11 protein-coding genes are annotated in these 15,797 nt (G+C 65.0%); 7 read left to right on the top strand and 4 right to left on the bottom strand.

Annotated features, from left to right (window positions below; genetic code table 11):
- The first annotated feature begins 133 nt into the window (after nt 1–133).
- The 5 genes from ACT4ML_RS09170 (at nt 134) to katG (ending at nt 6,983) form a co-directional block, all read left to right on the top strand.
- Nucleotides 134–886 (top strand): GNAT family N-acetyltransferase, encoded by a 753-nt coding sequence (locus ACT4ML_RS09170; RefSeq protein WP_444720575.1) that lies wholly within the window; start codon nt 134–136, stop codon nt 884–886.
- 445 nt (nt 887–1,331) lie between these two features.
- Complete coding sequence (locus ACT4ML_RS09175) at nt 1,332–2,801, top strand: flippase (protein ID WP_138245534.1); 1,470 nt, start codon at nt 1,332–1,334, stop codon at nt 2,799–2,801.
- A gap of 89 nt (nt 2,802–2,890) precedes the next feature.
- Nucleotides 2,891–4,234, top strand: a complete 1,344-nt coding sequence (locus tag ACT4ML_RS09180; protein ID WP_138245533.1) for a RimK family alpha-L-glutamate ligase — start codon at nt 2,891–2,893, stop codon at nt 4,232–4,234.
- Nucleotides 4,235–4,335: 101 nt separating this feature from the next.
- Complete coding sequence (locus tag ACT4ML_RS09185) at nt 4,336–4,593, top strand: PRC-barrel domain-containing protein (RefSeq protein ID WP_444720576.1); 258 nt, start codon at nt 4,336–4,338, stop codon at nt 4,591–4,593.
- A 254-nt stretch (nt 4,594–4,847) separates the two neighbouring features.
- Nucleotides 4,848–6,983, top strand: a complete 2,136-nt coding sequence (katG, locus tag ACT4ML_RS09190) for a catalase/peroxidase HPI (protein ID WP_444720577.1) — start codon at nt 4,848–4,850, stop codon at nt 6,981–6,983.
- 109 nt (nt 6,984–7,092) lie between these two features.
- Here katG and ACT4ML_RS09195 read toward each other — a convergent pair whose 3' ends face one another.
- From ACT4ML_RS09195 to ACT4ML_RS09205, 3 genes are all read right to left on the bottom strand, one after another.
- Nucleotides 7,093–8,400 (bottom strand): hypothetical protein, encoded by a 1,308-nt coding sequence (locus ACT4ML_RS09195; protein ID WP_444720578.1) that lies wholly within the window; start codon nt 8,398–8,400, stop codon nt 7,093–7,095.
- Between the two features lie 229 nt (nt 8,401–8,629).
- Entirely contained in the window at nt 8,630–9,220 is a 591-nt protein-coding gene (locus ACT4ML_RS09200) for a DNA-3-methyladenine glycosylase family protein (protein ID WP_444720579.1), read from the bottom strand.
- Between the two features lie 499 nt (nt 9,221–9,719).
- Nucleotides 9,720–10,865, bottom strand: a complete 1,146-nt coding sequence (locus ACT4ML_RS09205) for an acyl-CoA dehydrogenase family protein (RefSeq protein WP_138245527.1) — start codon at nt 10,863–10,865, stop codon at nt 9,720–9,722.
- A gap of 115 nt (nt 10,866–10,980) precedes the next feature.
- Here ACT4ML_RS09205 and ACT4ML_RS09210 point away from each other — a divergent pair, with 115 nt between their 5' ends.
- Both ACT4ML_RS09210 and ACT4ML_RS09215 read left to right on the top strand, forming a co-directional pair.
- On the top strand, nt 10,981–12,954 hold the full coding sequence (locus tag ACT4ML_RS09210) for a 3-hydroxyacyl-CoA dehydrogenase NAD-binding domain-containing protein (RefSeq protein ID WP_444720580.1): 1,974 nt from the start codon (nt 10,981–10,983) through the stop codon (nt 12,952–12,954).
- Nucleotides 12,955–13,152: 198 nt separating this feature from the next.
- Nucleotides 13,153–13,725, top strand: a complete 573-nt coding sequence (locus ACT4ML_RS09215; RefSeq protein WP_444720581.1) for a HalX domain-containing protein — start codon at nt 13,153–13,155, stop codon at nt 13,723–13,725.
- On the opposite strand, the gene ACT4ML_RS09220 is transcribed toward ACT4ML_RS09215, so the two are convergent.
- A complete protein-coding gene (locus ACT4ML_RS09220) occupies nt 13,710–15,689 on the bottom strand; it encodes a PAS domain S-box protein (protein WP_444720582.1) in 1,980 nt (659 codons plus the stop codon). The two genes, ACT4ML_RS09215 and ACT4ML_RS09220, sit on opposite strands and share 16 nt — an antisense overlap.
- Nucleotides 15,690–15,797 lie beyond the last annotated feature (108 nt).

Below are 15,797 nucleotides of genomic sequence, written 5' to 3' on the forward strand. Positions count from 1 at the left end.
CGGTTCCGTGTTTTGCGCTCTCGAGGCGTTCCGTGCCGCTTTTTCCGGAGAAAATCGGTTTCCCTCGAACACCGCCGATCAGCATTTGGGATCGTGGGCATACGTTTTGTATCTGGCTGTGGTACGATATCGCATGGAGATCCGTGAGGCTACCAGTTCGGACGCCGAAGCGATTCGCTCGATCGCCCGCGACTCGCTCAACTCCACGTATACGACCTTCCTCGAGGAGGAGACCATCGACGCCGCGATCGAGCAGTGGTACGGCGACTCGTTCGTCGACGACCTCGCGGACGACCGCGAACTCGTTCTGGTCGTCGAACGCGACGGGGAGATCGCCGGCTTTTCCCAGAGCGAACTGGTCGGCCAGCAGTCGAAGACCGGACACCTCCTTTGGCTGCACGTCCATCCCGACCACCGCGGCGACGCGACGGGCGTGCGACTGCTCGTCCGCACCCGTGAAGGGTTACTCAAGGAGGGGGCCGACGGCATCCAGTGTTTCGTCCTCGCGGACAACGAGGGCGGCAACGAGTTCTACCGGGCCCACGGCTTCGAACAGGCCGGCCAGCGCGAGGTCGAGATCGGCTCGGAGACGTTCACCGAGAACGTCTACGTCGAATCCGACCTCGAGGACGACGGCGAGTGGGGTGCGATCGACGAGACCGTGGTCGACGGCGAGACGGTCTACGTGAGCTACGGCGAGGCCGCCCGCGGCACGCGGTCGCCGTTTTACACGGCTTACAAGAGCGCCGACCGGCACGATCGGTACGCGTGGTTCTGTGGCAACTGCGACTCGATCGACAACGCGATGGACGCGATGGGGCGGATCGAATGCAACAGCTGTGGCAATCGGCGGAAAGCGACCCGGTGGGACGCCTCGTACCTGTAGCAAGTAGATCCGCGTTCCGAGCCGCCGTCTCCACACTCCACACTCGAGGCGGTCGCTCCCGTTTCGATACCGCAGTGACTCTCCGTTCTCCCCGCATCGGTATCGATTCCGAATAGTCGTCTCAAAACGAGTGTTCGCTCCACCACTATCTCGTTTGTTCTAAGTAGTCACTCGAGCGGGAGAGACATCCTCGATTACCTGTACGGCCGAATTTCGGCCGTTTGAGTCCCCGTTACAGTCACGTTCGAGCCCGTTCCCGTCGAACCGCCGAACTGTCGACCTCGCTGGGGCCGCTGGCAATTTTCGCGCGATCGCTGCTGTTGCCGCCGGTTTCGGGCTGTTGCCCCCGCATTACAATTGACCGATCCCTCGTGGCCTCGAGTACGTTGGTCGCTATCCGCTTCGCGTCGGGCCGCCGCGAGTGTCCCGTCGGCCCCCATCTACTATGAACAGGGAAGACCACATCGTCAGCGGCTTCAAGGCAACGCTCGTCGCGCGCGCGATCTACATGGCATCGAGCGCGCTACTAATGTTCGTCCTGTCGCGGTATCTGCTCGAGCCGGACGGGTACGGCGCGCTGTACTGGGCGATCGGGGTGTTGACCATCGTCCAACTGTTCGCGGATCTCGGGCTCAGCAAGTCCGTCGCGCGGTACATTTCGGAGTACCGCGAGTCGGATCCCGGGCAGATACCCCATCTGATCAAGACGGTGATCACGGCCAAGATCGTCCTGCTGACGGTCGTCGGCTACGTCCTCTTGCTCTTTCACGAGCAGATCGCGATCGCGCTCGGCGATCCGGGCGCGGCCCCGTTTCTCGCCGCGGGCGTGCTCTACCTCGTCGTCTTCTCGGGAAGCACCTTCTCGCAGGTCGCGCTCCAGGGCTTCAACCACCTCGGCTACAGCGCGATCGTACAGGCGGTCAGCGGTGCCGGTCGGTTCCTCTTCGCCGTCGCGTTCGTCCTCATGGGACTCGGGGCGCTCGGTGCCCTCTTCGGATACATCGTCGGCTACGCCATCGCGGCCGCCGTCGGACTGACGATCCTCTACTACGGCTTCTACACTCGGTACGACACGGCCGAGGAGTACGAGGACGGCCTCGCGCGCCGACTGATCGAGTACAGCATCCCGCTGACGGCGACCCGGAGCGCGAACGTCATCGACAAGCAGATCGACATCGTGCTGGTCGGCGTCTTCCTCAATCCCGCCGCGGTCGCGTTCTATACCCTCGCAAAGCAGATCACGGACTTCGTCCTCGCGCCGGCGGAGTCGCTCGGCTTTACCATCTCGCCGAACTTCGGCGAGCAGAAAGCCGCCGGCCAACTCGAGGAGGCCAGACGGATTTACGAGACCTCGCTGACGAACATCCTGTTGCTCTACATTCCGGCCGCGGTCGGCCTCGCGATCGTCGCGGAACCGTTCCTGACGATGGTGATTGGGAACGACTACGCGGGCGCGGTCCCCGTTCTGCAGGTGCTCGCCGGGTTCGTCGTGTTGCAGGCGATCACGAACCTGACCAGCGACAGTCTCGATTACCTCGGTCGCGCCCGATCGCGCGCCATCGCGAAGGGCGGGACGGCCGTCGCCAACTTCGGGCTGAACATCCTGCTGATTCCGACGATCGGGGTCGTCGGCGCCGCGCTCGCGACGGTCGCGACCCACACGGTGTACGTCGCGGTGAACCTCTACATCGTCCACACCGAACTCGGGCTGAACGTTACTCGGATCGCCCGCACGACCGGCCTCATCTGCGGGATCACGGGCATCATGGGAGTTGCGGTGTTGCTCGTGACGCCGCTGGTCTCGAATCTGGTCATGCTGTTCGGGGCGATCGCCGTCGGCGCGATCACGTGGGGTGTACTCGCGGTGATGAGCGGGCTGGTCGATCCCGGACAGGTGCGATCGGTCATCGGGTGACGCCGTCTCACCCCTCGTCGGCAGCCCGGCGATTCGACCTGACTGAATGACCTGCCAATACTTATCCGGCGGGTCGGCGTCTAGTTCGTATGGCTGTTGCCGATCCCGTGACGGTCGGGGTATTGAGTCTTCATACGAGCAAGGAAACGAAAGCGATTCTCAACGCGGTGGAAGATCTCGGTCACGACAGCGAGTGGCTTCGCACCGAGAACACGTCGATCAGCGTCCGCGACGGCAGCCCCGTCCTCGAGCCGGACGTCGACGTGATCGCGAACCGAATGCTGCTGTCGAACACCGAACAGCCCGCCGAGGAACTCGGGCTGGTAAACGCGTTCTCGCAGCTCGTCCCGACGCTCAACACGCCGAGCGCGGTGATGACGGCGATCCACAAGCTCTCGACGGCGACCGCGCTCGCGTCGAACGACGTTCGGACGCCCGACGTGACGCTCGCTCTCAGCGGCGATAAGCTCAATGCCGCCCGCGAGCGCTACGGCGAGGAGGCCGTCTACAAGACCGCGATCGGCACCCACGGCGGCGGGACGTGGAAGGTCGGCCCCGACGACCCGATCAACGCCAAGGTGGGCAACCGGTACGCCTTCCTGCAGGAACTGGTCGACCAGGAAGACGTCCGCCACCGCGACCTGCGCGTCTACGTCGTCGGCGGCGAGGTCGTCGCCGCGATGTACCGCTACGCGCCGGACAACGACTGGCGGACCAACGTCGCGCTGGGCGGCTCCGTCGAGGACGCGACCGACGACCTCCCCGCGGAAGCCCGCGAGATGGCCCGGCGCGCAGCCGAGGTCATCGACCTCGACTACGCCGGCGTCGACCTCGTCGAGGGCGACGAGGGCTGGTTCGTCCTCGAGGTCAACCCGACGGCGGGGTTCAAGGGGCTCTACGAGGCGACCCAGATGAGCCCGGCACCCTACATCGCGAAACTGGCGATCGAGCGCGCGGGCGGCGAGGTCGACGACGACCGCGTCCGGGAGATCGCGAACGTCCTCGACGACTCTCGGCCGGCGGCCCAGCCGCCGGACGCGGTCACGGCGGATACGGAACCCGCGATCATCGGCTACACCGAAGAGGTCGTCCTCTCCGGGACGAGCGGCTCGAAGTCCGTCCTCGCCAAGTCCGACACCGGTGCGACGCGAACGAGCATCGACACCGGCCTCGCCGCGGATATCGGTGCCGGCCCGATCAAGTCGATTACCCGCATCCGCTCGGGGAGCAGCAAGCAGTCCAAGAGCCGCCCCGTCGTCGACGTCGTCGTCGGTGTCGGCGGCAACCAACACACCGTCACGGCAAGCGTCGAGGACCGCAGCCACATGGACTACCCCGTCCTGCTCGGTCGAGACATCCTCGAGAACTATCAGGTCGACGTGAGCCGCCGGATCGATAGCGACGTTCCCGATACGCCGGAAGAAGAGGAGTAGTCGACCGCGGGAGCGACAGAGCGACCATACCACCGTGATCCGCTACTCGGCGTCGCCGCTTCCGATTACTTTATTGACCTGTTTTGCGAATGGGGACTCACATGACGACGGTCCTCGCCTCTACCCTCTCCGACACGCCGGTGATGGGCTCCGACGGGACGGAACTCGGCACGGTTCACAATCTCACGATGAACGTCGAGACCGGGGAACTCCGACGAGTACTCGTTACCCCGGCGAGCGACGATATTCGCGGGTTCGACAGGAACGACGACGGAAAGATCGTCGTTCCGGCCAGTCGCATGACCGATCTCGACGACTACCTGATCGTCGATCTGACGAAACGCGAATCGGACGCGTAGTCGACCGTCGTAGTCGGACGCTCCGTCTTCGATCGGTGTCGGCCGACCACTCCGATCCACGAGATTGATGGGTCCTCAGGCAATGTTTTTCGATAACGATACCGCACGGTACCGATTCCCGCTACCGCCGAGTCTCTCGTCACTATCACTTTGTTTTCCACTATCGGAAATTTACTTCCCGAAACACGAACCTGAAGTTGCGATCGGTACATATATTATTCTCTAATTCGTTTGCCTAACTGTACGAACCATACATGAGCGACAACAAACGGAAGCGGAACCACGAGTGGTGGCCCGACCAGTTGAACTTGGACATTGTCGACCAGAACGCCGAAGACGTCAGTCCGTACGGGGAGGACTTCGACTACGCCGAGGAGTTCCAGAAGCTCGACCTCGAGGAAGTGAAGGCCGACATCGAAGAGATGATGACGACGTCCCAGGACTGGTGGCCGGCCGACTACGGCCACTACGGACCGCTGTTCATCCGGATGGCCTGGCACAGCGCCGGCACGTACCGCACCACGGACGGTCGGGGCGGTGCCACGGGCGGGACGCAACGCTTCGCGCCCCTCAACAGCTGGCCCGACAACGTGAACCTGGACAAGGCGCGCCGACTGCTCGAGCCGATCAAGCAGAAGTACGGCCGCAAGCTGTCGTGGGCCGATCTGATCGTCCTGACCGGGAACGTCGCCCTCGAGTCGATGGGCTTCGAGACGTTCGGCTTCGCCGGCGGGCGACAGGACGACTTCAAGGCCGACGAGGCCGTCTACTGGGGCCCCGAGACCGAGTGGGAGGGCTCCGAACGATTCAACGAGGACGGAGAGCTCGAAGAGCCCCTCGGTGCGACCGTGATGGGGCTGATCTACGTGAACCCCGAGGGACCGGACGGCGAACCGGACCCGCTCGGATCCGCGGACCGCATCCGAGAGGCGTTCGGTCGCATGGCGATGAACGACGAAGAGACGGCCGCGCTCATCGCCGGCGGCCACACGTTCGGCAAGGCCCACGGTGCCCGCGACACCGACGACATGGGCCCCGAGCCCGAGGCGGCCCCCATCGAGGACCAGAGCCTCGGCTGGACCGACTCCGGCAAGGGCTCCGACACGGTCACCAGTGGCATCGAGGGCGCCTGGAACAGCACGCCCACCATGTGGGACACCTCCTTCCTCGACACGCTGCTCGACAACGAGTGGGAGCTGACGGAGAGCCCCGCCGGCGCGAAGCAGTGGGAGCCAGTCGACGAGGCGGCTCACGACACCGTCCCGGACGCCCAGGACCCCTCGAAGAAGCACGCGCCGATGATGATGACGACGGACCTCGCCCTCAAGCGGGATCCGGAGTTCCGGGAGATCATCGAGCGCTTCCGCGAGAACCCCGACGAGTTCCAGGAGGCCTTCGCGAAGGCGTGGTACAAGCTGATCCACCGCGACATGGGGCCGCCGGAGCGGTTCCTCGGCCCGGAAGTGCCCGACGAGGAGATGCTGTGGCAGGATCCGATCCCCGACGCCGACTACGACCTGATCGGCGAGGAGGAGGCCGCCGAACTCAAAGCGGAGATCCTCGAGTCCGAGCTGTCCCGCTCCCAGCTGGTCAAGACCGCGTGGGCGGCGGCGTCGACCTACCGCAACAGCGACAAGCGCGGCGGCGTGAACGGCGCTCGCATCCGTCTCGAGCCACAGAAGAGCTGGGATGTTAACGAACCCGAGGAGCTCGCGATCGTGCTGGAGACGCTGGAGGGCATCCAGGAAGAATTCAACGGCTCGCGGTCCGATGAGACGCGGGTCTCGCTGGCCGACCTCATCGTGCTGGGCGGTAACGCGGCCATCGAGCAGGCGGCGGCCGACGCCGGCTACGACGTCGCGGTCCCGTTCGAACCGGGGCGGACGGACGCCTCGCAGGAACAGACGGACGTCGAGTCCTTCGAGGCGCTCAAACCGAAGGCGGACGGGTTCCGTAACTACTACGAGGGCGAACACGACCAACCGCCAGAGGACTTGCTGGTAGACAGGGCGGACCTGCTGAACCTGACGGCGTCCGAGATGACGGTGCTGGTCGGCGGCATGCGCGCACTGGGCGCGAACTACCAGGACTCCGACCTCGGCGTCTTCACCGACGAGCCGGGGACGCTGACCAACGACTTCTTCGAGACCCTGATCGACATGGGCTACGAGTGGGAGGTGTCCTCGGAGGCCGAAGACGTCTACGAGCTGCGCGACCGCGAGACGGGCGACGTCGAGTGGAAGGGCTCGCGCGTGGACCTCGTCTTCGGCTCGAACTCGCGTCTCCGGGCCATCTCGGACGTCTACGCGGCCGAGGAAGAGACGTTCGTGCAGGACTTCGTGGACGCGTGGCACAAGGTAATGCGTAACGACCGCTTCGACCTCGAGTAATCCGCTCGAGCAGTCGCGCTAGTACTGATCGCATCGTCGGCTGAAAACCGCTTTCGCTGGGACCGTTTCCCGGTCGGGAGCGCTCGACCGGTTCGACCGCATTCTCGCGTTACTCGCTGCGGATGACGACTTCGTCGTCCGTGATTTCGGATATCTGTGACGACTCGACCGGGTAGTCGTCGTCACCGTGGCTGCCCCAGTCCAGTCGCGCCTTGAGCCGATCCGTCAGCCCAGGCTCCGGATCGACGTACGCGGTCTGTTCCTCGACTTCGGCGACCATGCCGATCTGCTGCCCGGACTCGTCGAGGACGGCTTTCCCCTGATCGTCCCGCGAGAGTTCGACCGCCGATGCGTCCATCGGCGTGTCCATCGCCTCGTCCGTCGTTCCCGCGCCGGCCTCGGTTCCGGTACTCGCCGTCGCTTCGCCGCCCGCGGCACCGCCGGTTTCGGTCTCCATCTCGTCCCCGGCCGTTCCCGCGGCTCCGTACTCCTCGACATCGATGATTTCACCCTCGATCACGTCGCTGCCGATGATCTCGGATTCGACCAGTTCGGTCTCCTCGAGGAGGTAGGTCATCCGCAGGTGTTCGTCTAACTCCTCCTCGACGGTACGGCGCTCGATGAGTTCGCTCCGGACGGCGTCGCCCTCCGTGCGCTGGCTTTGGATGACCTCCCGCTCGAGCACGTCGTCGGGGGTGACACTCGAGCGGACGACGTCGCTCTCGAGGATCGATCGCTGGACGCTCTCGAGTTCGATGTCCGTCTCGATCTCGTCGCGTTCGACCTCTTCGTCCTGCTCGATGTCGATGTCGACGACGCGGCTCTCGACGATGTAGCGTTCGAGTTCCTCGATGGTATCGAGGCGGGTCTCGTCGACGGTCACCTCGAGGCGGTCCTCGCCGACGAACTCGGTCTCGATGACATCGCGAGAGAGCAGTTCGGAGTCGACGACCTCGCGCTCGACCAGTTCCGTGTCGATCACCTCGCTCTCGATCGTGTCCCGTTCGACGATTTCGGTTTCGACGACCTGCGTCTCGACGATTTCGGTCGTCACCGTCTCGCCGCGCCGCAGCGAGTCCTCGAGTTCGTCCCGGCCGAGGTCGGCCCGCTCGAAGGCCTGCTCGCGCTCGACCATCTCGAAGAAGCCCAGCCCCTCGCCGGTCGGCTCCTCCTCGTGGTAGACGAATACGAGGTCCTCGTCGTCGAACCGTTCTTCGAACTCGTCCCAGGAGTACTCCTCGTGGCTCTCGCCCAAATCGTCTCGGGGGGTGAAAGAGTGGCCGTGATCCTCGCTGTCCCGGATTCGGACCGGGACGGCGTCGCGGGCCTCCGCCCACTCCCTGATGCGTTCGGTGTCGGTGGTCATTCGCCGCTGGTCGGGTGCGTCCGGATCGGTCGGTGGTGTCTCGTTTGCCATCTCACTAGGCCTCCCGACCGACCTGTACTTGAGTCGGGCGGGCCATCCCGTCGGCTCAATAGCTCGTTTCTCGAGCCCCCGCTCGCGGCCTGCATACTCGGGTGCGTAATCGCGAATTAGCCGGCGCGTTCGTTGGTTCCTCGCTCGGTTTTACGAACCCAATCCCGTATTACGCCGCTCGAGGCGGCCGAGTCGAATCGGGGTACGGTCCAGCGGGCCCCGGACTGACCTACTCGGCTTCGTAGTCGGCCCAGAGATACCGGGTGGCGACGCTGCGGTACGGCCGCCACCGTTCTGCGACCTCGCGCATCTCCGCTCGAGTCATCTCCTCGCCGTCGCCGTACAACCCTTCGATCGCTCGACGGACGGCGAGGTCGCCGAGGGGCAACACGTCCTCGCGCTCCAGGACGAACAGGAGGTACATGCGCGCCGTCCACGGGCCGATGCCCTTGATTTCGGTGAGGGAATCGACCACAGCCTCGTTCGAGTGGTCGGCCAGACCCTCCCGCGTGAAATCGTTCTCGCGGAACGCGCGGGCGGCGTTGCGCATGTACTCGACCTTGCTCCGGGAGAGGCCGGCCCCGAGCAGCGCCTCGTCCTCCGCGTCTAACACCGCTTCGGGAGTCACCTCGCCGCGGAACAGTTCGAACACGCGGTCGCGGACGGCGGCGGCGCTCGCCGTCGATAGCTGCTGATTGATGATCGAAATACAGAGCCGCTCGTACTCGTCCCAGTCCTGTTCGACGTACGGGTCGTGTCGGTCGATGAGCTCCGCCATCACGGGGTCTCGACGCAGTACGGTGTGTGCCTCCTCGAGCATTCGTGTCGGTACGCCGGGAAGGGGCCGGGGAAAGATAGGCGTCTCGGTCGACGGGCCAGTCGGCGTCGGCGTTTCTCGTCTCCCTACTCTCGATGTCGCTCGTCGGGCAGGTCGGGCTCGAGGTTCGCCAGTCGCATCGCGTTGCCCGTCACGCCCAGACTCACGTCTCTCGTCAGTCGCGTGGATTATTGCCGGCAACGGGCCACACACGTGGTCTTTGTCGCGCTATCGCTGGTGGTCGTGGTCGTCTGTGACGGGCCGGTTGGTGGCCGAGAATGTGGCTCGAACGAATGTGAGAGCCGCATGATCCGGGGAAGGGCAGGCCGTTACCCGGTGACGACCGCGAGCGAACGCAGTGAGCGAGCGGGCCGACGACTGACCCGAAACGTAGTAAAGGGGAAGGAGGAGTGCTTTTGATCGAAATTTTGCCGAGCGTCGGCGAGACGTGCGCCAGCGATGCTGGCGTCGTCTCGCCAGAGCGCAGCGCAAAATTTCGGTTCTAGTCGTCGAGGAGCTCTCGAGCGATGACGTTCTTCTGGATCTCGGTGGTGCCCTCGTAGATCTGGGTGATCTTCGAGTCCCGGTAGAAGCGCTCGACGGGGAAGTCGTTGACGTAGCCGGCACCGCCGTGGATCTGGACGGCCTCGTTGGAGACGTCGACGGCGACGCGGGAGGCGTACTCCTTGGCCATCGAGGCGAGTTTCGTGATGTCGTTGCCCTGATCGACGTTCCACGCGGCCTTGTAGGTCAGGTTGCGCGCGGCCTCGGTCTTGGTCGCCATGTCAGCGAGCTTGTGCTGGATGGCCTGGAATTCCGAGATGGACTGGCCGAACTGCTCGCGGTCCTCAGCGTAGTCGAGCGCGGCCTCGAGTGCGCCTCTCGCGATGCCGAGTCCCTGTGCGGCGACGCCGGTTCGGGTGGCGTCGAAGAACTGCATCTGCTGGAGGAAGGCGGCGTCGCGGTCGCCGACGAGGTTCTCCTCGGGGACGCGAACGTCGTCGAAGATGAGTTCGGCGGTGTCGGAGGCGCGGATGCCGAGCTTGCCGGTGATCTTGTCCGAGGAGAAGCCATCGCGGTCGGACTCGACGATGATCTGGCTGAAGCCGTCGTAGCGGCTCTCGGCGTCGGGGTCGGTCTTACAGAGGACGACGAAGAAGTCGCCGACCGTGCCGTTGGTGATCCACATCTTGTTGCCGTTGATCACCCACTCGTCGCCGTCCTTCTCGGCGCGGGTCGAGACGGAGGAGACGTCCGAACCGGTGTCGGGTTCCGAAATCGCCGCGCCGGAGATCTTCTCGCCCAGCGCGACGGGCTCGAGGAAGCGCTCCTTCTGGTCTTCGGTCCCGAACTCGCGGATGGCCTCGGTCCCGAACGAACAGGCCATGATCGAGAGCGCGATCCCGGGGTCGTGGGAGAACAGTTCCTCGGCGATGAGCGCCGATTCGAGGGTGGAGTAGCCGGCCCCGCCGTACTCGATGGGGATCGAGGAGCCGACCAGTCCCATTTCGGCGGCCTCGTCGACGATCTCGTGGGGGAACTTCTCTTCGGTGTCGTACTCCTCGGCGTTGGGGACGATCTCGTTTTCGGCGAACCGACGGACCTCGTCCCGGATCTGTTGCTGTTCTTCGCTGAGTCCGAATTCCATGGACGATCGTTACTAACGGAGCGATAAAGAGGTTTGTAACCGGTAGTAAACAGAACTATCGTTTCTATGAGGGGAGAGGGAAACGTTGAAACGAGTCCACATAGGATGCTTGGGCATGGAACTCGAGGATATCAACACCGTCGCAGTTCTGGGTGCGGGCAACATGGGTCACGGGATCGCGGAGGTCGCCGCGATGGCCGGCTACGACGTGAACATACGCGACATCAAAGAGGAGTTCGTCCAGAACGGCTACGAGTCGATCGAGTGGTCGCTGGGCAAACTCGCCGAGAACGACCAGCTCACCGACGAGGAAGCAGACGCTGCCCTCGAGCGCGTGACGCCGCTGGTCGACATGGAAGAGGCCGTCGCAGACGCGGACTTCGTCATCGAGGCGGTCCCCGAGCAGATGGAGATCAAGAAGGACGTCTACGGGGAACTCGAGGAACACGCCCCCGACCGGGCGATCTTCGCGACGAACACCTCGAGTCTCTCGATCACCGAACTCGCCGAGGTGACCGAGCGGCCCGAGCGGTTCTGCGGGATGCACTTCTTCAACCCGCCGGTCCGGATGCAACTCGTCGAAGTGATTTCGGGTGCCGAGAGCGCTGAGGAGACCCTCGAGCTCACGGAGGCGTTCGCCGAGGACCTCGGCAAGACGCCGGTTCTGGTCCACAAGGACTCGCCGGGCTTCATCGTCAACCGCATTCTGGTGCCGCTGATGAACGAGGCCGCGTGGCTCGTCAGCAACGACGAGGCGACCATCGCGGAGGTCGACTCGACGACCAAGTACGACATGGGCCTGCCGATGGGCAGCTTCGAACTCGGCGATCAGGTCGGCAACGATGTCAGCTACCACGTCCTCGAGTACATGAACGAGGTGCTGGGCGAGGCCTACGAGCCGGCCCCGCTGCTCGAGGAGAAAGTCGAAAACGAGGAGCTCGGCAAGAAGACCGGAAAGGGCTTCTACGACTACGAGGACGGCGAGGGCGTCCAGATCCCGACCGACGAGCAGTCGGAGTTCGTCAAGGAGCGGCTCCTCGCGACGATGGCCAACGAGGCCGCGAAACTGATCGGCGGCGACGTCGCCCCGCCGGAGTCGATCGACGAGGCGGTCAAGCTCGGGGCCGGCTTCCCCGACGGGCCGGTCAAACTGGTCGACGACTACGGCCTCGCGCCGCTCCACGAGACTCTCGAGGAAGCCTACGAGGAAACCGGCCACGAGCGCTACGCGCCCGACGAGTACCTCGCGGAACGGGCCGATGCGGGCGGCTTCTACGAGTCGGCGGACGACGCCGACGGCGTCGACTTCGAGACGATCCGCCTCGAGTACCCCGGGGACTACGTCGGTCACATCGTCCTCGACCGGCCACACCGGATGAACACCATCAGCGACGACCTGCTCGAGGAGCTCTCGACGGCGATCGAGCAGTTAGAGGAGGACGAGGAGGTCCGTGCGCTCCTGATCACCGGCGAGGGCGAGAAGGCGTTCTCCGCGGGGGCGGACGTCCAGAGCATGGCCGGCAGCGGTGCCGACCCGATCGAGGGACAGGAACTCTCGCGGCTCGGGCAGTCGACGTTCGGCGCCCTCGAGGCCTGCGATATGCCCGTCGTCGCCGGGATCGACGGCTTCTGTCTCGGCGGCGGGATGGAGCTGTCGACCTGTGCGGACATGCGCGTCGCGAGCGAGCGCTCCCAGTTCGGCCAGCCCGAACTCGATCTCGGGCTGATTCCCGGCTGGGGCGGCACCCAGCGGCTCAAACACATCGTCGGCGAGGGCCGAGCGAAGGAGATCATCCTCACCGCCGAGCGCTACGACGCCGAGACGATGGCCGACTACGGCTTCGTCAACGAGGTCGTCGACAACGACGACCTCGAGGACCGCGCCCTCGAGTTGGCGACCGACCTCGCCGGCGGCCCGCCGATCGCCCAGAAGTTCACCAAGCGCGCGATGCTCGCCGGCCGCGACGACACGGAGGCCGGCCTCGAGTACGAGGCCTCCGCCTTCGGCCACCTGATGGCGACCGACGACCTGATGGAGGGTATCACGGCCTTCATGGAGGACGAGGAGCCGGAATTCGAAGGCAAGTAACCGAGCCGGACTGAGCGACGCAGCGATCGGCCACCCGTTTGGATTGCGTTCGAACTTCGGTGTCTGTCCGCCTCCGTTCGTTCGTCATCGACCGCGATATACGTCCTCACTCTGACATCTGGTCGCGAGATTTATCACCCAGAGGTACCATTGGTGTCCCGTGGCTGTAATCGATGAAGAGAACGGAGGGGTTCCAAAATGAGTGACGGGCCCGAGGTGCTCGTCGTCGACGACGAGGCTCGTCTCGCGGACCTGTTCGCCGCGTGGCTCCAAGGCGAGCGCACCGTCGAGACGGCGTACGACGGAGAGGAAGCGCTCGAGAACATGACCGACTCCGTCGAGGTCGTCCTGTTAGACCGACGGATGCCGGGACTCTCCGGCGACGAAGTCCTCGAGCAGATCCGCGACGACGGGTACGATTCCCGGGTCGTTATGGTGACGGCTGTGGATCCGGACTTCGACATCATCGAGATGGGCTTCGACGACTATCTGGTCAAGCCGGTCTCGAAGGACGAACTCGTCGAGATGGTCGACGACGTGGTCGGCCGCTCGGACTACGAGTCGGATATTCAGGAATACTACGCGCTCGTCTCGAAGAAGGCGCTGTTAGAGTCCGAGAAGGCCGACCGCGAACTCGCAGACAACGAGGAGTATCAGGACCTCTGTGACCGCGTCGAGACGCTCGAGCAGCGGGTCGACGAGACGGTCTCCGGGATGTCCTCCCACGACGATTTCGTCGGCGCGTTTCAAGACCTTCAGTCCGAAAATTGAGCCTCGGTTTCGAACTCGAAGCGGGCCCCTCCGCCGTCGCTTTCGGTCGCGTCGACCGACCACCCGTGTCCGGTAGCCACTTCTCTGACGATCCACAGCCCGATCCCCAGCCCTTCTGCGGACGACGACACTGACGGGTCGAAGAGTTCGCCCCGGAGGGTCTCGGGTAACCCCTCGCCGTCGTCTTCGACGAAGAACCCCCGGTTCGCGCCGCTCCCGTCCGCCTCGAGCGGCCCGACGCGAACGGTCTCGGTGGTTTCGCCGTGCTCGATACTGTTTCGGAAACAGTTCTCGAGGAGCCGCAGGAGCCGCGATCGATCGGCCTCGAGCGTCGTCGTGCCCGCGACCGATAGCGTCGCAGCGTCCGTCGAGACGTGTTTCCACGCCGCTCGCGCGGTCGACTCGAGGTCGGCGGGATCGGTGTCGGTCGCCCACTCGCCCTCGCGGGCGATCGCCAGCACGTCCTCGATGATCGACTCCATGCGGTCGAGTCCCTCGCGGGTCTTCTCGGCGTGCTCGGGGTTCCCGCTCTCCTCGAACAGGTCGAGGTAGCCCTGTGCGACGCTCAGCGGGTTGCGGAGGTCGTGACTGACGATTCGGGCGAAGGCGTCGAGGCGCTCGTTGCGTTCGCGGAGTTGCCGCTCCCGGCGCTTCCGTTCGGTAACGTCCCGGAGTACGCCGACCGAGCCAAGGAACGCCCCGTCGGGAACGAGCACGGCGATCTTGGCCTCGCAGGGGATCGTTTCCCCGAACTTCGTCTCGAGTGTCAACTCGAGGGTATCGGTACTCTCGCCGGTCTCGAGGAGCGATCGGATGGTCTCTTCGCCGGCAGCCACGTCCTCGCGGTCGAACAGGATCGAGGCGTGTTCACCGAGTAGCCCCTCGCGGCTGTAGCCGGTGATCTCGACCAGCGCGTCGTTGACGGTCGTGAAGTGGCCCGACTCGTCGAGGACGTACATCCCGTCGCCCGCGGTCTCGACGAGTCGCTCGTACCGGTGGAGCGTTCGTTCCTGCTGGTCGTGCCGGCCGCGGAGGGCGATCGTCTCGAGGACGTGGGACGCGGCCGCGGTCGCGTCTCGAATCGCGTCCCGCTCGCGCTCGGAGAACGGCTCCGTTGCGTAGACGACGACCACGCCGTAGGGGTCGTCGCTCGCGGCGAGCGGTGCGACAGCGACCGACCGAACGCCGCGCTCGAACGCGAGGTCGCCGAACGGAACGCGTCCCCGCTCGTCCTCGTCGTACCGCGTACTGTGGAGTTCGCCGGTCCGAACGGCCCGCTCGAGCAGCGGTTGGTCGCCGCCGCCGATGTCGAACGTTCGCCGGAGCGACCACTCCGTGGTGTCCGTATTGGAGAGCCACGGGATAATCGCGCGTTCGCCCCGGTCGTACTCGCCGACCCACGCGAACGTGAACCGGTCGCTGTCGGTCAGCTCCTCGCGGAGCACCTGCTCGACGGTGAGCGGCGACGTGGCGTCGACCAGCCGGCAGCGAACGCGACTGACGAGGGTCGCGAGGTCGTCGGAACGATCCTCGAGGGCGAGAGCGTCCTCGGCGGTCGTACCGGGATCGGCGGCTTCCGTGCCGGCACCGGCCGTGGTAGCGGGGGTCGCCTCGGCATCGGTTCGCTGGAGGATCTCGTCCGCCAGCCCCGTTGCCGGATCGGTGTCGCCCGCTCGAGCGGCGATGTCCCCAAGAACGGCACCGGTCTCGCCGTCTCCCTCCCAGTAGCTGATCGTCGAAGCCGTCGGGGCCTCGCGCTCGACGGTGTTGACGAGCGCCGGTACGTTCGCGACGGCGCTCGGATCGATGACGACCGCGTCGATCGACTCCCGCTCGAGCCGGTCGATCGCCTCGGCTGATCGCTGGGCGATGACGACGTCGACGGCCGCGTCAGTGAGAGACAGTGTGATAGACGCTCGCGTCGATCGATCGCTGCTCACGCAGAGCACGCGTGGCCGGCTCATACGGCCGGAACACTGACTGTTGAAATCTCCATGACGACGATGGGTCTGCCGATACACATGGAATCGAACGTGATTGTTCTTTCGGCCAACTAGTCCCCGAGAGGGCGA

It is taken from the genome of Natrinema sp. LN54, from assembly GCF_052439245.1.
GTDB lineage: Archaea > Halobacteriota > Halobacteria > Halobacteriales > Natrialbaceae > Natrinema > Natrinema versiforme_A.